Raw genomic sequence first — 18,139 nt, forward strand, 5'->3', positions numbered from 1 at the left:
AATTTAAGCCACTTATATCAAATACTTTCTGCTTCTAAAACTAGCTCTTTTATAAGTTCCTTAACCTTTACAATTTTGTTTACCCTATAAGCGTTACTTCCAACAAAAATAAGCCCTTCATCTATATTTCCTTTAGCAGCATTGATCAGTGCTCTGGATATACAATAAGGAGTTTCCTTAGGATTACACTTCTTCAAGCAATTGTAACACCTTTTAGGCGCAATTCTTCCTTCTTCAGCTTGCCTTATAAGCTTATTTCTTAAAGCTCTTCCAGGAAGCCCTACAGGACTTTTTATTATTTTTATATCCTCTTTTTTTGAATCTATGTATGCCTTTTTAAAGTTTATACTAGCATCACATTCTTCAGTTGCCACAAAACGTGTTCCCATCTGTACTGCATCTGCACCTAATTTGAAGAATTTTGCAATATCCGCTCCTGTATATATTCCACCAGCTGCTGCTACAGGAATATTTTTATTATATTTTTCTCTAAAATATTTAACTACTTTGATTACTTCACACACTATATCTTCTAAGCATTCTTTTCCTTCTTGCAATTGTTCTAAATGAAATCCCAAATGTCCCCCAGCTTTAGGTCCTTCTACTACTACTAAATCCGGAAGTCTAGAATATTTTTTCAACCAGTGTCTAATTATAAGAGAAGCTGCTTTTCCTGAAGAAACTATAGGTGCTATCTTTATGCTGCTTCCCTCAACAAGTTTAGGTAAATTAAGTGGAAGTCCTGCTCCGGATATTATAATATCAGCTTTTTCCTCGATACAAGTCTTTACCATATCATTATAATCATTTATAGCCACCATAATATTTGCTCCAATTATACCTTTGGGGCTTAATTCTTTAGCTTTTTGTATTTCCTTTCTCAATGCTCTAAGGTTAGCCTCCGTTGGGCTAGTTTCAAAATCTGGTTCTCTATATCCTATCTGTACTGTAGAAATTATACCTATACCACCTTCATTTGCTACTGCCTGTGCTAAATTATGTAGGGAAATTCCTACACCCATTCCACCTTGTATAATAGGTATTTTAGCTTTTAGATCTCCTATGATTAATGGAGGTAATTTCATGTGACCCCCTCCTTCAAATAATTTTTGATACTCGAATATTTTGATATTCAAAGTATATATTAAAAACTTTTAACTGTCCAGCATCTTAAAATTTTAAGATTAAAGACTACTATATCCTAAAACCTAATTTTATCCTATTTGCCTTAGTATAATCAAGTAATTTTGATATAATATTAAAACAAAATAGTTTAAAACTATGCCTTTAATCTTTATAATATAATAAATTGAAAAGTTAGTAAACTTAAATATAGAAAATAATTCCAAAAGTATTACATTGTTATACTTTTTATATTTTGTTATAATATTTATATGATAGCTTTTTAAAACAAAGCTTATAAAGGTAGGTAAAAAATGTATGAGTACTTTTGTATTTAAGACTTCTGAAGCTAATTATACTCCTGTAAGCAACGTTTTTATAGATAAGTTTATGCCTAAAGCCCGAGGGGAATTTGTTAAAGTATACCTGCTTGGGCTAAAATATTGCAAATCAGGCGAATTAGGAGTTAGCTCTCAAATTGTTGCAAGTGCTTTGCATCTTTTAGAAACGGATGTATTAAACGCTTGGAACTACTGGAATGACGAAAATGTTATTAAAATGGTACCCATTGACAATATGGGAAACTATAATATAGAATTCTTAGATTTATCAGATAGAGACAATGAAAAAGAAGATGATATAAATTTACTTGAAGAATTAAATAAAACTTCTATTAAAGATATGCTTGAAGATATAGAAAAATCCTTAGGTAGGACCTTATCTTCAAAAGAAATGACTATGTACATAAGTTGGTTAAATGATTTTAATTTTTCTCCAGAGATTATACTACTTTTAGTTCAATATTGTGCTTTAAAGGGAAAAACCAACAGCAGATATATAGAAAAAACTGCAATATCTTGGTTTGACGCTAAAATAAAAGATATAAATGATGCCCAGGCTTTTATAAAAAAACATGAAGATAAATGGATTAAAATAAGAAAAATTTTAGGATATCTTGGTATAAAAGATGGAGAAATAATGAAGCCTCAAGAGGATTTACTTTCTAAATGGATTCAAGCTTACAATTTCTCAGTTGAGATTATATATAAGGCTTGTGACATATGCTTTCAAAGAATAAATAAGGCTGACTTTAAATATATTGACGGAATATTAACAAGCTGGAATAAAGATAAAATTAAAACATTAGAAGATATAGAAAAAAAGGATTTAAAGAAAGTAAACAAAGGCAATTTTAAAAATGTAAAAAGCATTACAGAAAATAAAAGTTCAAAAGGAACTTTCAACAATTTTAAACAGAGAAACTATGACTTTAAAGACTTAGAGAAAAAACTACTAGGATGGGATAAGAATGATTAAGAGCTATCACTCTAATATAATGAAAATATATGAAAAAATAAGAGACGATGATAGAAAAGCTTTAGGCTTTCGAAAGGAAGAAATTAAAAAAAAACTACCTGAAGTATTAAGCATACAAAATCAAATAGGTAGACTTTCCTTAAAATTATCAATAAATATATTAAATAATGTCTCAAACAAGGATATTTACTTAAAAGAACTTCACCAAAAAATTTCAGATTTAAGGATAAAAAAAGCTCATATTTTAACATCTAATAATTATCCTGTAAATTATTTAGATATGTCATATAAATGTGATAAATGCAAAGATACTGGATTCATTGGGAACAAAAAATGCGACTGCTACAAACAAAAACTTATTGAACTTTACTACAGTAATTCTGACTTCAAAAATATGTTAGCTAAGAATAACTTCGATAACTTTAACTTCCAGCTATATTCCTCCACCAAAAATGAGGGAAACCCTACAAGTCCTAGAAAAAATATAGAAATAATAGCATCCACATCGTGGAAATACATAGAAAACTTTTCTAACTGCAGTGAAAATTTATTATTTTATGGATCTGCCGGAACTGGAAAGACCTTCTTATCAAATTGTATAGCAAAAGAATTGATAGACAGAGGTTTTTTAGTAATTTATAGAACCTCTGAATCCTTGATTAAAGACCTAAGGGATATAAGGTTCAATAATAGCATAGAATTAGAAGATATTTTAATGAATTGTGATTTACTTATAATAGATGATTTAGGATCTGAACAAATAACCGATTTTTCTAAAACTGAATTGTTTAACTTTTTAAACAAAAAGCTATTGAAACAAAGCAAAATGCTTGTATCAACAAATTATGACTTAGAAGAAATTTTAAAATGCTATTCAGAGAGAATTTCATCTAGATTGCTTGGAGAATTTACCTTATATAAGTTTTTCGGAGAGGACATAAGAATAAAACAAAATATACAAAATAAAAATTTCAAATAAAATATCTAAATAAAAAAATAAGAATGTATTTAAAAATACATTCTTATTTTTGGTGCTGGCAGTAGGAATCGAACCCACGACCTACTGATTACAAGTCAGTTGCTCTACCTGCTGAGCCATGCCAGCACATATGGCGACTCAGGAGGGGATCGAACCCTTGACCTCCGGCGTGACAGGCCGGCACTCTAACCAGCTGAGCTACTGAGCCATATGTGGTGGGCACAACAGGGCTCGAACCTGTGACCCTCTGCTTGTAAGGCAGATGCTCTCCCAGCTGAGCTATGCGCCCACATATACTTACTCTTGGTGACCCCTAGCAGACTTGAACTGCTGTTACCACCGTGAAAGGGTGGTGTCTTAACCACTTGACCAAGGGGCCTTATACTGTTTTATTAAGTCGTACCTGACGACCTGACATACACTATAATACAAAATTTTTTATAAAGTGTCAATACTTTTTTGTGATATTTTATTGGACATCTTTAAGCTTTTCTTCACAATTCCTTATGTATCAACGCATTAGGTCAATTTTACAATTTTAAATTTCTTATATAATTTTGAATCTAAAAGCAAAAAACAGCTTTCTTATAATAAAATTTGTACTTTAATAACCTTTTGATTCCATGTATCCTATATATTCCATTACAATTAATGCTGTATCCTCTATTGCCCTTTTTGTCACATCTATTACCTTACACTTTAATCTTCTTATAATCTTATCTGAAAATTCCAGCTCCTGAAGAACCCTTTCTTCATTTGCGTACTTAAACCTATTAGATGTAGTATTATATCTATCTATTCTATGTTTTCTTACTTCTATTAAGTGCACTGGATCTATAGTAAGGGCTACAATCTTTTTTCTATCAATGTCAAACAGCTCCTCTGGCACAGGCACCTCTGGCATAAGCGGTATGTTCAAAGCTTTTATTCCCTTATTTGCAAGGTACATACAAAGTGGCGTTTTAGAAGTTCTAGAAAGACCTAAAAGAACAACATCCGCATATTTTATTCCTGAATTATCCTTGCTATCATCATACTTTATTGCAAATTCTACTGCCTCTACCTTTTTATAATACTCAGAATCTATTTCCCATACAGCACCTGGCCTATATTCAGGTATTTTATTTAGTATCCTTGATACCATACTTATACAAGGTCCTAAAATATTATTTATAGGAATACCACATTCTACACACCTTTGAACCAGAAATTCTCTTACTTCTACAAGGACTATTGTAGATATAACCATTATATTTTCTTTGCTTTCTAACCCATTTATAAATTCATTTACATCCTCATAACTCTTTATATAAGGTACCCTGTGTACTTCTATCTCTGAATAAAATTGACTAGCAGCACCTTTAGCAACAAGTTCTGCGGTCTCACCTATAGAGTCAGAAACTGCATATATTTTAAGCATAAAAAACCCCCTAAGCTTTATGTTTTTTCGTAAGCTCTACAAGTGCACATCCTTTTACTGCATCAATTGCATTGTTACTGCAGAAATTTAATATTTCCTCACTTTCTGCACCTGGCTGTATTAATATTTTGTCTATGCCAATCTCAAAAGCTTTTTTAACTATATCAATGCCAGTCTTAGGATTTATGCACAAATCAAGTACATCTACTTTAAAAGGTATTTCACTTAAAGATCTGTATACCTTCCCACTAGCATCTCTAGGATTCACTCCCTCTGCATTATACATTGCACCCTTAAGAGAACTTAATATTTTAAAAGCATATTTTTCTTCATTAGACACATCACCAACTACCACCCAGTTCTTATAGTATAGAAAATTAGCAGCTTCCATTTGGACAACACTCCTTTTTACAAAATATATAAGGTTATAGAAATTAAATTTTACCTCGTTCATATTTATAATGTTGTCTTTATTATATTACAAACTGCAGTTAAATATATATTTTTTTGCAAACTGTATTAAAAAAAGTACAAGTAAGTTAAAATATAACTATCAAGTGATTCTTAGGTTCGGATGGAGCTTGCTTATAAGGATGACTTTCTCCAGCTGAACCTTATTAACAGTATTCTTAGTGTCTTTAGCACTTAGAATACGTTATCCTTTAGGGGAAAAACTTATCCAGGCGCGTAACAGTGCTTATCCCCCACTTTGATAAAGATGGGGGTGTTAGCAATGATAGCGATCGGATAAATGAATTTTGTTAAATAGGAGATGTGTCTACATGTTTCATGAAATCATAGTAATTGGTGCAGGTGCTTCTGGTATCATGGCTGCAATTACGGCAAAAGACAGAGGAAAAGACGTAGCAATTTTAGAATCTAAAAGTAGAATAGGAAATAAAATATTATCAACTGGAAATGGTAGATGTAATATAACTAATAAAAATATAAATTTTTGCAGATATCACAGTAAAAATACTCATTTTTTTGAAAGTGTCTTAAATAGTTTTTCCCTTGACGATACAATAAACTTTTTTAATTCGCTAGGTCTTCCAATTACAACTTTGGAAAACGGAAGGATGTATCCCCTCTCTCTTCAATCATCTTCCGTACTAGATATATTAAAAATGGCTATTGAAGATCGAAATATACCTGTTTATTTAAATTCAAAAGTCGGTAATATATCCTTTAATAAAAAATCCTTTAGAATATACTGCGATGATCAAATTTATGAATGTAATAAACTAATATTATGTACAGGTGGCAAATCTGCCCCTAATACAGGATCTGACGGTTCAGGATTTACTCTATGTAAAAACCTTGGCCACAGTATAATACCTCCCCTTCCTGGCCTTGTACAGTTGAAATTAAACTATAATCATTTAAAAGCCCTATCAGGAGTAAAATTCAATGGGTATGTATACATAGTTGTGGATAATACAATACAAAAAAGAGAATATGGAGAAATATTATTTACAGACTATGGAATATCAGGGCCGCCTATACTTGATATAAGTCGTATAGCCTCCTGTAATTTATTTAGTAAAAAGTCCGTTAAGATTAAAATTGACATGCTTCCAGATTTTGAAGAAAAGGATTTAGTAGAATTCTTAGAAAATCGTTGGGGAACTTTTGGTTACAGAAGTATATTCGACTCCTTCATAGGAGTAATAAATAAAAAAATCATACCTATACTTTTAAAGGAATCCTCCGTTGAAGATATTCACAAATCATGTAGTGAATTAAACTGGCAGGAGAAAAAGAATATATGCCACTTGCTCAAATCCTGGGAATTTACAGTATATGATACTAATTCCTTTAAAAATTCTCAAGTTACCTGTGGAGGAGTAGACACCTCTCAAGTAAACAGCATTACTTTGGAATCGAAAAAAATAAAAAACTTATATCTTGCAGGAGAGATTTTGGATGTGGATGGTGACTGTGGTGGTTTTAATTTACAATGGGCCTGGAGTTCAGGATTTACCGCAGGGAAAAGTGCTGCTGAAGCATAATTCATCAGCCTTTCTCTCTGCTTTTTATTCTTCATTTTTATTCCAAACCGCTTCTATTACTGATAATTCTTTTTCCTCTTGATCCACTATCTTATGCAGAGATATATAACTATTATCTTTCTTTTGCAGTTCAGTATATATTTTTATTTTTTCTCCATATAACGCTTCTTTTTCATAAGTTATATTTAAATTTTTTATAGTAAAATTAAGTACTATATCAAGAGGTATAGTTTCTACAATCCAATCTACATACTTAACATTATTGACATGCCTGTTAGTATCTATGTCACTATACCTTACATTAAAACTCTTTTCTATGTCAAACTGTTCTGGTAACTTTATCTTTTTAATAATCAACGGTTTTATCTCATTTTCAGCTACACCGTACATTTTATACATATCTTTAGTTATCCTAATTACTTTACGTTTTTCTTTATCTATAAGAAGCCATATTGAATTGGCTGATGCAATGACATTTCCCTTATCATCTAAAACCTTAAAGGTCCTATATCCATAGAACTTTCTAAAGGAATATGCTTTAGTTTGAACTGCTATTTTTTCACCATAATTAGGATGCCTATTAATATGTATATCCCATTTATATAGTACCCAGGCTACCCCTTTTCGTTTTAAGTAATCAAGTCCTCCTCCTATGTCTTCTGATTGTTTTGTAGATACATCTTCAAAATAGTTCATAAGACTTGTTACAAGCAATTTCTTTCTAAAATCTATTTCATAGTATTGGACTTCGTATTCTTTTTCAGTAACTAACTTTTCCAATTTTATTTACCCTCCTTACCTTATGTATTTTCACCACATCTATATTATAATATAATTTTCATTTTTCTGTATAATAAAATTGCCAAACATAAAAAATTCACCTTTAAATAAACTTAATTTAATAAATTTATTTAAGGGTGATAACTTCAATTATCTATTTTATATAGGTTTTCTAACTTAAAAATCGACTTATACGCAGGCATATTTTTACAATAGTGAAGCTCTTTTAAATATTTTGTATATAAGGCTTAGGGAAAAATTTTTGAAAAATCTAGAACTTTTGAATTGTTTGAGGCACGAGTTTTCAAAAGTTCTCAGTATTTTTTCAAAATTTTTTGCTTAGCCTTATCAAAATATTTAACGAGCTGAATGTTGTAAAAAATATCCGGAGTATAAATTGATTTTTCGTTTGGAAACCCTATATTTCACTTACATCTATTGTCTGATCTCTTCTTGGTCCAACAGATACTATAGATACTTTTGTTCCCGTAAATTCTTCTACTCTACTTAAATATTTTTTAGCATTCTGTGGTAACTCGTCATAAGTTTTGGCATTTTCTATTTCTCTGCCCCAGCCTTCAAATTCTTCATATACAGGTTCACACTTAGCTAAATCCTCTAAGCTTGCAGGTACATAGTCTATAACTTTTCCATTAAATTTATATCCTACGCATGCTTTTACCTTTTCAAGTCCTGCTAAAGTATCTATTTTTGTGATAGCAAAGCTTGTAAGTCCAGAAACCCTGCTGCTAGTCTTAAGTATTACTAGATCTAGCCATCCACATCTTCTAGCTCTTCCTGTAGTAACTCCATATTCATGCCCATTTTCCCTAATCCATTCTCCTGTTTTGTCAAAAAGCTCTGTAGGGAAAGGTCCTTTTCCAACTCTTGTAGTATAGGCCTTTGCAATACCTACTGCTCCTGTTATCATAGTAGGTCCTATTCCTGAACCAATACATACTCCACCAGCAATAGTGCTTGAAGATGTAACATAAGGGTAAGTACCATAATCTATATCCAGCAAAGTACCCTGTGCACCTTCAAATAATACTTTTTTTCCACCTTTTATACTATTATATACTTCTACAGATATATCTTTAACATAAGGAGCTAATTTCTTTGCATAATCAATATATTCATTGTATATAGTATCAAAGTCAAGAGCCTTTTCTCCATAAACCTTAGTTATTATGTCATTCTTTATTTTTAAATTTTCTTTTAGATTTTCTTCAAATATATTCTGGTGCATAAGGTCACAAACTCTTATGCCGCTTCTTTCCATTTTATCCGTATAGCACGGTCCAATTCCTTTTCCTGTAGTTCCTATATCTTTTTTACCTCTTGCTCTCTCTTTTATACCGTCTAATACCTTATGGTACGGCATAATAAGTTGAGCCCTATCACTTATTATTAAATTTTCAGGTGATATGTCTACTCCTAGGTCTTTCAAATAATCCATTTCTTCAAATAATGCTTTTGGATCAAGCACTACTCCATTTCCTATTACATTCACCTTATCTTTATACAATATTCCAGATGGTACAAGATGAAGTTTATATTGCTTATCACCTACTTCAACTGTATGACCTGCATTATTTCCTCCTTGAAACCTAACAACAACATCTGCCTCTTTTGCAAGATAATCTGTCATCTTCCCTTTTCCTTCATCACCCCATTGGGATCCTAAAACAATAAATGCTGACATGAGAATTTCCTCCCCTTTTTTTGTATAACCCAAATCTTTCAAAATAATATATAATAATTTACAATTATTTGCTAACTATATCCCTTCCAACTACTACACCTGTTACTGAGGCCTGCATAAGTCCTCTTGTAATACCTGCACCATCTCCTATGGCATATAGATTCTTTATAGAAGTTTCAAACTTATCATTTGTGTCACATTTACTAGAATAGAATTTTACCTCCACGCCATATAAAAGTGTATTTTTGCTATAAAGTCCTGGTGCTACATTGTTAAAAGCTTTTAGTGCCTCAACTATAGATGTAAGATATCTCTGAGGTAAAACATAACTTAAATCTCCAGGTACTGCTGATTTCAAAGTTGGAATAGTAGTGGATTTTTTAAGTCTTGAATAATCAGTTCTTCTTCCATTTAATAAATCACCCAGTCTTTGCACCATTATGCCATTTCCAGTAAGCATATTTCCAAGCTTTGCAATATACTTACCATAAGTTATAGGTTGGTTGAAGGGCTCCGTAAAGGATGTAGAAACGAGCATTGCAAAGTTTGTATTTTCTGTTCTCAATTCTTTTTCTTCATAACTATGTCCATTTACAACTGCTATGGTACCATCATAATGTTCTTCTGATACTACACCACCTGGATTCATGCAAAAAGTTCTAACCTTATTATCAAAAGTATCAGAGTAATATACAAGTTTCGCTTCATATAAGTCTTTAGTCAAGTGATCCATTATTGAATTTGGCACCTCAACTCGAACACCTATGTCTACAGCATTATTTGTAGTTTTTAATTTTAACTTTTGGGATTGATTTGAAAACCATTCTGCACCGCCCCTGCCTGGAGCAACTACTACATGATCCGCTAAAACCTTTTTCTTACCATCCTTGTTTTCCACACAAACTCCAATTACACTATCACCTTCTACTAATATCTCATCTACTGTAGTAAGTTCACTAAATTCAGTGTTTGTGTTATCCAAAAGATGATAATACATTTTTTTCAGTACTTCATAGGCTAACTCTGTTCCCAGATGCCTAACAGGACACTGTATAAGACGAATATTATATTTGCTTGCTTCATACTTTACCTTATCTATATTTTCATTGTTTAATCCATATACAACCTTGTTAGCTCCAAAATTTAAATATATATCATCACAATATTTTATTAATTTTTTACATTCATCTTCTGAAAAATACTCTAAAATTCTACCTCCGACCTCTGGGCTTAAAGAAAGCTTTCCATCAGAAAAAGCCCCTGCACCTGACCAGCCGGAAGTGATACCACATGGATTGCAATTTACACACTTTCCATTTATCCTAGCCGGACACTTTCTATCCTCTATATTTCTGCCTTTATCAATTATAAGTACACTTAGATTTTTGTTAAGCTTTGTAATTTCTAAAGCAGTAAATATTCCCGCAGGACCAGCTCCAACTATTATTACATCATATTTTTCTTTCAAGTAGCATCCCTCCTACAATATGGTATCAAAATTGCATGTTACAGTCAACAGAAAAGTACGAATAATTTTTATTAATATAATAATAAAATTCGTAAAACTCTATAATAAAACTTTTGGTAACAAATTTTTTATTCCATCATACTATGATAATATAATAAATCTTATGGAGGCATTAAATGAATACCAGTCAAAATAACGCAAAGGATAAGGAAGAAAACATCCAGTATTATGATCGTGCTGATGAAGATACTTATGCTTCTCCTAATTATTACTGCCCCGTATATGACTGCCCCTACAATCCAGAAATCATGGACGAAGAGGATGATTTTGCTGAATCAGGAGATGATCTATACAGGCAACGTGGAAGAAGGAGAAGGAGAAGAAGACGTAGACGCAGACGTAGACACGGATTCCCATTTTCTCCATTCATATTCCCGATTGTATTTCCAATTGATTTTGACGACTGGGATTAGTAAATCTTAATACTTCTATACCTCTTGAAAATAAGTACTTAGTTAAATTTAAGTGCTTATTTTTATATTTTCCTTCAAAATTGCATTCTATTTTATTTTTACCTTTTTTGTTATAAAATATTAATAAGTTAAATTTTAGTTAGTAACTTATTTAAGGGGGGTAAAATGTGAACTTTAGAGTAGAAAAAGATTTACTTGGAGAAAAGGAAATTAAAACCTCTTCCTATTTTGGTATTAATACTGAAAGAGCTTTAGAAAATTTTAATTTACAGGGCAAAACTATTAATTTAAATTTAGTTAAAGAAATTGCACTCATAAAAAAAGCAGCTGCCCTAGTCAATAAAGATTTAGGAGAACTTAAAATTGAAAAGGCTGATGCCATAATTAAAGCTAGTGAAGAAGTTATCGACGGCAAATTTGACGATCAATTTAAATTAAGTGCATTTCAAGGTGGAGCCGGCACATCCACAAATATGAATGTAAATGAAGTCATAGCAAATAGAGCTATAGAAATACTAGGGGGCGAAAAGGGAGACTATTCATTAGTACATCCTTTAAATGACATTAATATGTCTCAATCCACAAATGACGTTTATCCTACTGCTCTTAGAATTGCAGCTATACGACGCATAAGAAAGTTAAGCAGTTGTCTGTCCGATCTTCAAGAAGAGCTTCAAATTAAAGAAAACGATTTTTCAGATATATTGAAATTAGGTAGAACCCAGCTAATGGATGCACTTCCCATGATGGTAGGACAAGGTTTTGGGGCTTACGCAAAGGCAATCGCCCGAGACAGATGGAGAATATATAAAGTAGAAGAAAGACTCAGGGAAATCAACATAGGCGGTACCGCTATAGGTACAGGTCTTAATGCAACTAATAAATTTATATATAGGATAACCGATATACTTCAAGACTTAACCGGCCTTGGAATTGCCCGTTCCGATTACCCTATGGACGTTACTCAAAATTGCGACGTATTTGTTGAGGTCTCAGGACTTTTAAAGTCCCTAGCCTGCAATCTCTTAAAAATCTCAAATGATTTAAGGCTTTTAAATTCGGGACCCCGGGGAGGAATAGGAGAAATCATTCTTCCAAAGGTACAAGCAGGTTCAACTATTATGCCAGGAAAAGTTAATCCAGTCATAGCTGAAATGGTGGCACAGGTAAGTATGAGAGTAATATCAAACGACACAGCAATTACTATGGCCAGCAGTTCAGGTCAATTGGAGTTAAATGCATTCACTCCGCTCATTGCAGAATGTCTACTTGAATCACTAGAACTTTTAGAAAGAACAGTTACACTATTTAGGGAAAAGTGCATTAGCGGAATCAAAGTAAACGAAGAAAATTGTAAAAAAAATCTTGAAAATTCCACAGCACTGGTAACTGCATTAGTACATTACATAGGTTATGATAAGGCTAGTGAACTTGCAAGGAAAGCCTTGAAAAATCATAAAACTATAAGAGAAATTCTATATGAAGGAAAAATACTGCCTAAGGAAAAAATAGATGAAATAATAAATCCATATCAGCTGACAAAACCAGGTATACCTGGCAAATAAATATTGGAGGAGATTACTTATGAGTTTAAATGAAACACCTCGCTCAGTAAGAACACATATAGCTCTCTTTGGCAAAAGGAATGCAGGCAAATCAAGTATTATAAATGCCTTAACAGGACAAGATATAGCCATTGTATCAGATGTAAGGGGTACTACTACAGATCCAGTCTATAAATCTATGGAGATACTTCCCATAGGACCCTGTGTAATAATAGATACTGCAGGCCTTGATGACGAAGGCGAGCTCGGCGAACTTAGAAAAGAAAAAACGTTAAGCGTTTTAAATAAAACTGACATATCAATAATTGTAATAGATTCAACTGCTGGAATTACAGATTATGACGAATCTATAATAAATCAAATAAAAAATAAAAAAATTCCCCTTATAGGAGTCTTAAACAAAATCGATGCTGCTGATATAAAAGATCTAGACATAGAACATATGAAAAAAGAACTTAAAATACCAATTATAAAAGTATCTGCACTTAAAAGAAAAGGTATACTTGAGTTAAAAAATCAAATAATAGCTGCACAGCCTCAAAGTGAAGATAAATTTAAAATAATTGGTGATTTAATAAACCCGGGAGACTTTGTGGTTCTTGTAACTCCAATAGATAAAGCAGCTCCTAAAGGAAGACTTATTCTCCCTCAGCAGCAAACCATAAGAGATATACTGGAAAGTGATGCTACTGCGGTGGTAACTAAAGAATTTGAGCTTAGAGAAACCTTACAAAACCTAGGGAAAAAACCTAAAATAGTAGTTACAGATTCTCAGGCATTTTTAAAAGTAGCAGCAGATACCCCAAAAGATATATTGATGACTTCCTTTTCCATACTATTTGCAAGATGTAAAGGAGATCTAGTAGAACTTATAAAAGGAGTAAACGCTGTAAAGAAATTAAAAGATGGAGACAAAGTGCTTATTGCAGAAGGGTGTACTCACCACAGACAATCTGATGATATAGGCAAAGTAAAAATTCCTAGATGGATACGACAGATTACAGGTAAAAAAATAGATTTTGAATTTTCATCTGGCGTTTCCTTTACGGAAGAAATCAAAAAATATGCCTTAGTAGTTCACTGCGGTGCTTGCATGTTAAATAGAGCCGCAATGCTTTATAGAATAAATACTGCAAAAGAATTTAATGTCCCTATTGTAAACTACGGCATACTTATTGCATATGTCCAAGGTATACTAGATAGAGCTTTAAAACCATTTCCACTAGCTAAAATGGCATGGGATGATGAAAATTGACCTAAAAAAATCAGCGGCTGTAATTTCCCCGCTGATTTTTTCTTGCCAATTTCTTTTATCCGATGACTACCTGCTCTAATACTCTAACTTCTCCAAGTTGGAGTAAAGAGCAGCTACGTCCCTAGATAACGATTTCCCCTAAAGGATAACGCCTTCTAAGTGCTGAAGCACTAAGAATCCTGTTAATAACCATCAGGTGGAGTCAAAACTCCATCTGATGCCAAGAACTCTGTTTATATACTAGATTTTAATAAAGGGTGAAACAAAAAGAATTAATGAAAGAACAATTATAAATATTACAGTTACCCATATGATAACATTTTGTAATCCATTGTTAACATATTCTCCCATAAGTTCTTTATTATTAGTAAGTAATACCATAAATATTAATATAATAGGACATAAAATTCCTGCAAGCTGTTGGGTAACAAGCATAACCCCTACTAATGACACATTAGGTATCAATACTATTATTGAACTAAATATTATCATAAAAGTAAAAATACCATAAAAAGCAGGCGATTCCTTATACTTATGGTCTAATCCGCTTTCAAGTCCAAAGCATTCGCATATTGCATATGAGGTAGACAATGGAATAACCATACATGCAAGCACAGATGCTCCAAAAAGTCCAACTCCAAAGAGGATCGACGCATAGTTTCCTGCTAGCGGCTTAAGTGCCTGTGCAGCTTGGCTGGCACTATCTATCTTTATCCCTGCTTTGTATAAAGTAACAGCAGTACATATTATTATAAAAAATGCAACCAAATTTCCCCATATAGAGCCTAAATATACATCCAATTTTTCATATTTATAGTCTTTTATTTGTAGTCCCTTATCTACTACAGAGGATTGAAGATAAAATTGCATATATGGAGTAATTGTAGTACCTATCATTCCTATAAATGCCAAAATAAATCCACTGTCAAATTTTAAAGTAGGAGTAAAAGTTGCTCTTATTACATGATTCCAATCTGGTTTTTCTATGAAACAAGTTATTATATAAGAAAAAAACACAAATGTAAAAGCTAAAAATATCTTTTCTATATTTGAATAAGAACCTTTTGTAATAAGGAACCAAACAACAAATGCCATTACAGGAACCGAAATATATTTATTTATGCCAAACATATCCATGCTAGCAGCTATACCAGCAAAATCACCTACACAAACACCAAAATTAGCAACAAATAAAATTATCATTGCAAAAAAAGCAAGCTTAACGCTAAAATTTTCTCTAATTAAATCAGAAAGCCCCTTCCCTGTCACAACAGCCATTCTAGCATTCATTTCCTGTATAACAGATAAGCTGACTGTTATTAATAACAGTCCCCACAGCATGCTGTAACCATAAGATGCTCCAACAGTCGCATAAGTAGTAATACCACCTGCATCATTCCCTGCATTTACAGTAATTAATCCAGGACCAATTATGCTCAATATCAATAGAAACTTATTCTTCTTTTTCATATTTTTATTCTCCTATTTTTATATATACACCACATTTATTTATACAGTTTTCACTTTAGTTGCTGCACAAACGTGAGTCATATATAATATAACATATGAGGTGATGTAAAATGTTAAGAAATGGTGAAAAATACAGTTCACAAATAAAATTCCATGTTTTAAAACTAATAGTTTGTTTGTCATTCATTTTACTACTTAGTTCATGTTCTTACAATAATACTTCTAATAATAAGCTTTATGAAAAAAATATAATAACGATGGATACACCAATGGATTTAAAAGCCTATGGGCCTAATGCTCAGAAAGCAGTAGACGAAAGTGTTAAAGAATTATATCAACTAAATGATATGGCAAGTACTACTGTAAATAGCAGCGATATTATGAAAATTAACAATGCTTCAGGCAAAAATTATGTAAAGGTTAATCCTGAAATAATTAAAATGATAAAACTCTCACAAAAATATTCAAAAATAAGTAATGGTAAGTGGGATATTACAGTAGGTCCTATAGTAAACCTATGGGGAATAGGTACTGACAAAGCAAGACTGCCATCTGATTCAGAAATTAAATCTAAATTGCCACTGGTGGGATATGATAAGATCAAAATTGATGAAAAAAATAGCAGTGTTATGCTAATGCAGCCCGGCATGGCCTTAGATTTAGGCGGCATTGCCAAAGGTTTCGCTGCTGATGAAGTATTAAAGATTTACAAAAAATATAATATAAAAAACGGTCTTATAGATTTAGGCTCAAGCTCTATATATGCAGTTGGTAAAAATGAAAGTAATTCCCCTTGGGGAATAGGAATTAAGAACCCTAGAGGCGATGATATGTTAGGTACAGTTAAACTATCAAACGAAGGATTATCTACCTCAGGTGATTATGAAAGATATTTTATAAAAAATGGTAAAAGATATCACCATATACTCGATCCTGCAACAGGATATCCTGTAGATAATGGAGTTATGAGTGTAACTGTCATAGTTGACAATAATGTCTCTGATAGTAATACTATAGCCGACATCATGTCTCTACTTGTATTTGAATTAGGCCCTAAGGAAGGTATTGATTTTGTAAACAAAACACCTGGTATATCTTGCGAAGTTACTACTAAAGATAATAAGGTTTACACATCATCAAAGTTTAAAGATAAATTTTCTGATTTAAATAAAAATTTTAAAATGGCAAACTAGCATAGATAAATTATCTATTGAATTTTAAGGAGGACATTATGAAAAATTATGAAATTGAACAGGCAGAGGAACTTATAAATTATATTTATGAAAGTCCAACTTCCTTTCATGCAGTAAAAAATGCTGTATCTGAACTTAAAAAATTTGGATTTGTAGAAATTAAAGAGGGAGACGCTTTAAAAATAAAAAAATGTGGTAAATATTTTATAACTAAAAATCAATCTGCCCTTATTGCTTTTACAGTTGGAAAAGGTGAACTTGAAAAAGAAGGATTCAGAATAATAGGAGCTCATACTGATTCACCCAGCTTTAGAGTAAAACCAAATTCAGACATAGAAGTAGAAGGTGCTTATGTAAAGTTAAATACAGAAGTATATGGTGGACCAATATTAAATACATGGATGGACAGACCTCTTTCACTAGCAGGAAGAATCGTTTTAAAAGGCAAAGACTCCTTTCATCCTGAGATAAAACTTTTAAATATAAAAAGACCTCTCATGATAATACCAAATTTAGCAATACATATGAATAGGAATATAAATTCAGGTATTGAACTAAACAGACAAAAGCATATGCTCCCTCTTTTAGCACTAGTAAATGATAAATTGAAACAGGGACATTACCTTACTCAAATTATAAGTGAAGAACTTTCAGTATCCGAAGAAGACATATTAGATTTTGACTTATTCCTATATGAATTTGAAAAAGGCAGCATAATAGGAGCTGACCAGGAATTTATATCCTCAGGGAGACTAGATGATTTAAGTATGGTTTATTCAGGTATAAAAGCAATTTCAAATAGCAAGATTAAAAATACTACAAATGTAATGGTATGCTTTGACAATGAAGAAGTAGGGAGCACCACAAAACAAGGTGCAAATTCACCTATGCTTTTGTCTATATTAGAAAGAATAGCTTTCAATCTTGGTAAAAACAAGGATGATTTTTACAGAGCTATATCAAAATCATTTATAATATCCTGTGATTTAGGCCATGCACTGCACCCAAACTATGAAGAGAAATCTGATCCTGTAAATAGACCTATTATAAATAAAGGTCCTATTATAAAAATAAGTGCCAGCCAGAGTTATACCACAGATGCTGTATCCAGTGCCATATATAAAAATATATGTAAAGAAGCTAATGTTCCTGTTCAAGTATTTGTAAACCGATCAGATGAAAGAGGAGGTTCAACTATAGGTCCAATATCTTCAAGTCATATAAACATGACATCCTTAGACATGGGCTTAGCTATATTATCCATGCATTCTGTAAGAGAATTAGGCGGCATAAAAGATTATGTGTATGCTCTAGAATCCTTTAATAAATTTTATGATCTATAATACTTTATCTAGCTAAAAAGGTTTTTGGATTTTCCAA

The 18,139-nt window shown here is 32.0% G+C and carries 15 protein-coding genes and 4 tRNA genes; 8 read left to right on the top strand and 11 right to left on the bottom strand.

Going from position 1 to position 18,139, the window contains the following annotated elements:
* Positions 1-17: 17 nt before the first annotated feature.
* Complete coding sequence (locus tag WY13_RS18480) at positions 18-1,085, bottom strand: NAD(P)H-dependent flavin oxidoreductase (protein WP_063557045.1); 1,068 nt, start codon at positions 1,083-1,085, stop codon at positions 18-20.
* 355 nt (positions 1,086-1,440) lie between these two features.
* Between WY13_RS18480 and WY13_RS18485 the strand changes: the two genes are divergently transcribed.
* Complete coding sequence (locus WY13_RS18485; RefSeq protein ID WP_063557046.1) at positions 1,441-2,439, top strand: DnaD domain protein; 999 nt, start codon at positions 1,441-1,443, stop codon at positions 2,437-2,439.
* Complete coding sequence (locus tag WY13_RS18490) at positions 2,432-3,418, top strand: ATP-binding protein (RefSeq protein WP_063557047.1); 987 nt, start codon at positions 2,432-2,434, stop codon at positions 3,416-3,418. Before WY13_RS18485 ends, WY13_RS18490 begins: the two co-directional genes overlap by 8 nt.
* A gap of 50 nt (positions 3,419-3,468) precedes the next feature.
* Here the strand turns inward: WY13_RS18490 and WY13_RS18495 are convergent.
* The 6 genes from WY13_RS18495 to WY13_RS18520 form a co-directional block, all read right to left on the bottom strand.
* Positions 3,469-3,544, bottom strand: a tRNA-Thr gene (locus WY13_RS18495).
* Positions 3,545-3,549: 5 nt separating this feature from the next.
* Positions 3,550-3,626, bottom strand: a tRNA-Asp gene (locus tag WY13_RS18500).
* A 5-nt stretch (positions 3,627-3,631) separates the two neighbouring features.
* Positions 3,632-3,707, bottom strand: a tRNA-Val gene (locus WY13_RS18505).
* A 15-nt stretch (positions 3,708-3,722) separates the two neighbouring features.
* A tRNA-Glu gene (locus WY13_RS18510) sits at positions 3,723-3,797 on the bottom strand.
* Between the two features lie 225 nt (positions 3,798-4,022).
* Positions 4,023-4,838 (bottom strand): pyruvate, water dikinase regulatory protein, encoded by an 816-nt coding sequence (locus WY13_RS18515; RefSeq protein WP_063557048.1) that lies wholly within the window; start codon positions 4,836-4,838, stop codon positions 4,023-4,025.
* A gap of 10 nt (positions 4,839-4,848) precedes the next feature.
* The gene (locus WY13_RS18520; protein WP_063557049.1) at positions 4,849-5,229 is read right to left on the bottom strand and encodes a CoA-binding protein; all 381 of its coding nucleotides are present in this window, start codon (positions 5,227-5,229) and stop codon (positions 4,849-4,851) included.
* 391 nt (positions 5,230-5,620) lie between these two features.
* Between WY13_RS18520 and WY13_RS18525 the strand changes: the two genes are divergently transcribed.
* Positions 5,621-6,850, top strand: a complete 1,230-nt coding sequence (locus WY13_RS18525) for an NAD(P)/FAD-dependent oxidoreductase (protein WP_063557050.1) — start codon at positions 5,621-5,623, stop codon at positions 6,848-6,850.
* 24 nt (positions 6,851-6,874) lie between these two features.
* Here the strand turns inward: WY13_RS18525 and WY13_RS18530 are convergent, their stop codons facing one another.
* The 3 genes from WY13_RS18530 to WY13_RS18540 form a co-directional block, all read right to left on the bottom strand.
* Positions 6,875-7,630 carry an acyl-[acyl-carrier-protein] thioesterase gene (locus WY13_RS18530; RefSeq protein ID WP_063557051.1) on the bottom strand — a complete coding sequence of 252 codons (756 nt, stop codon included), beginning with the start codon at positions 7,628-7,630 and terminating at the stop codon, positions 6,875-6,877.
* A gap of 418 nt (positions 7,631-8,048) precedes the next feature.
* Positions 8,049-9,335, bottom strand: a complete 1,287-nt coding sequence (locus WY13_RS18535) for an adenylosuccinate synthase (RefSeq protein WP_063557052.1) — start codon at positions 9,333-9,335, stop codon at positions 8,049-8,051.
* Between the two features lie 64 nt (positions 9,336-9,399).
* Positions 9,400-10,803, bottom strand: coding sequence for an NAD(P)/FAD-dependent oxidoreductase (locus tag WY13_RS18540; protein ID WP_063557053.1), 1,404 nt, complete (start codon positions 10,801-10,803; stop codon positions 9,400-9,402).
* A gap of 176 nt (positions 10,804-10,979) precedes the next feature.
* Here WY13_RS18540 and WY13_RS18545 point away from each other — a divergent pair, with 176 nt between their 5' ends.
* The 3 genes from WY13_RS18545 (at position 10,980) to hydF (ending at position 14,096) form a co-directional block, all read left to right on the top strand.
* Positions 10,980-11,276, top strand: coding sequence for a hypothetical protein (locus WY13_RS18545; protein ID WP_063557054.1), 297 nt, complete (start codon positions 10,980-10,982; stop codon positions 11,274-11,276).
* Between the two features lie 167 nt (positions 11,277-11,443).
* Positions 11,444-12,841, top strand: coding sequence for an aspartate ammonia-lyase (locus tag WY13_RS18550; protein WP_063557055.1), 1,398 nt, complete (start codon positions 11,444-11,446; stop codon positions 12,839-12,841).
* A 19-nt stretch (positions 12,842-12,860) separates the two neighbouring features.
* A complete protein-coding gene (gene hydF / locus WY13_RS18555) occupies positions 12,861-14,096 on the top strand; it encodes a [FeFe] hydrogenase H-cluster maturation GTPase HydF (protein ID WP_063557056.1) in 1,236 nt (411 codons plus the stop codon).
* A 240-nt stretch (positions 14,097-14,336) separates the two neighbouring features.
* Here hydF and WY13_RS18560 read toward each other — a convergent pair whose 3' ends face one another.
* Positions 14,337-15,566, bottom strand: a complete 1,230-nt coding sequence (locus WY13_RS18560; protein ID WP_063557057.1) for an Nramp family divalent metal transporter — start codon at positions 15,564-15,566, stop codon at positions 14,337-14,339.
* A 110-nt stretch (positions 15,567-15,676) separates the two neighbouring features.
* On the opposite strand from WY13_RS18560, the gene WY13_RS18565 reads away from it, so the two are divergent.
* Together WY13_RS18565 and WY13_RS18570 are read left to right on the top strand one after the other, a co-directional pair.
* A complete protein-coding gene (locus WY13_RS18565) occupies positions 15,677-16,759 on the top strand; it encodes an FAD:protein FMN transferase (protein WP_063557058.1) in 1,083 nt (360 codons plus the stop codon).
* A 38-nt stretch (positions 16,760-16,797) separates the two neighbouring features.
* Entirely contained in the window at positions 16,798-18,102 is a 1,305-nt protein-coding gene (locus tag WY13_RS18570) for a M18 family aminopeptidase (RefSeq protein WP_063557059.1), read from the top strand.
* Positions 18,103-18,139: the final 37 nt, after the last annotated feature.

The organism is Clostridium ljungdahlii (assembly GCF_001636845.1).
In the GTDB taxonomy this organism is placed as follows: domain Bacteria; phylum Bacillota; class Clostridia; order Clostridiales; family Clostridiaceae; genus Clostridium_B; species Clostridium_B ljungdahlii_A.

What these genes read in the sequence shown, in the direction of transcription:
- WY13_RS18480 (WP_063557045.1), bottom strand. Translation starts at nt 1,085, where the DNA reads ATGAAATTACCTCCATTAATCATAGGAGATCTAAAAGCTAAAATACCT.
- WY13_RS18485 (WP_063557046.1), top strand. Translation starts at nt 1,441, where the DNA reads ATGAGTACTTTTGTATTTAAGACTTCTGAAGCTAATTATACTCCTGTA.
- WY13_RS18490 (WP_063557047.1), top strand. Translation starts at nt 2,432, where the DNA reads ATGATTAAGAGCTATCACTCTAATATAATGAAAATATATGAAAAAATA.
- WY13_RS18515 (WP_063557048.1), bottom strand. Translation starts at nt 4,838, where the DNA reads ATGCTTAAAATATATGCAGTTTCTGACTCTATAGGTGAGACCGCAGAA.
- WY13_RS18520 (WP_063557049.1), bottom strand. Translation starts at nt 5,229, where the DNA reads ATGGAAGCTGCTAATTTTCTATACTATAAGAACTGGGTGGTAGTTGGT.
- WY13_RS18525 (WP_063557050.1), top strand. Translation starts at nt 5,621, where the DNA reads ATGTTTCATGAAATCATAGTAATTGGTGCAGGTGCTTCTGGTATCATG.
- WY13_RS18535 (WP_063557052.1), bottom strand. Translation starts at nt 9,335, where the DNA reads ATGTCAGCATTTATTGTTTTAGGATCCCAATGGGGTGATGAAGGAAAA.
- WY13_RS18545 (WP_063557054.1), top strand. Translation starts at nt 10,980, where the DNA reads ATGAATACCAGTCAAAATAACGCAAAGGATAAGGAAGAAAACATCCAG.
- hydF (WP_063557056.1), top strand. Translation starts at nt 12,861, where the DNA reads ATGAGTTTAAATGAAACACCTCGCTCAGTAAGAACACATATAGCTCTC.
- WY13_RS18560 (WP_063557057.1), bottom strand. Translation starts at nt 15,566, where the DNA reads ATGAAAAAGAAGAATAAGTTTCTATTGATATTGAGCATAATTGGTCCT.
- WY13_RS18565 (WP_063557058.1), top strand. Translation starts at nt 15,677, where the DNA reads ATGTTAAGAAATGGTGAAAAATACAGTTCACAAATAAAATTCCATGTT.
- WY13_RS18570 (WP_063557059.1), top strand. Translation starts at nt 16,798, where the DNA reads ATGAAAAATTATGAAATTGAACAGGCAGAGGAACTTATAAATTATATT.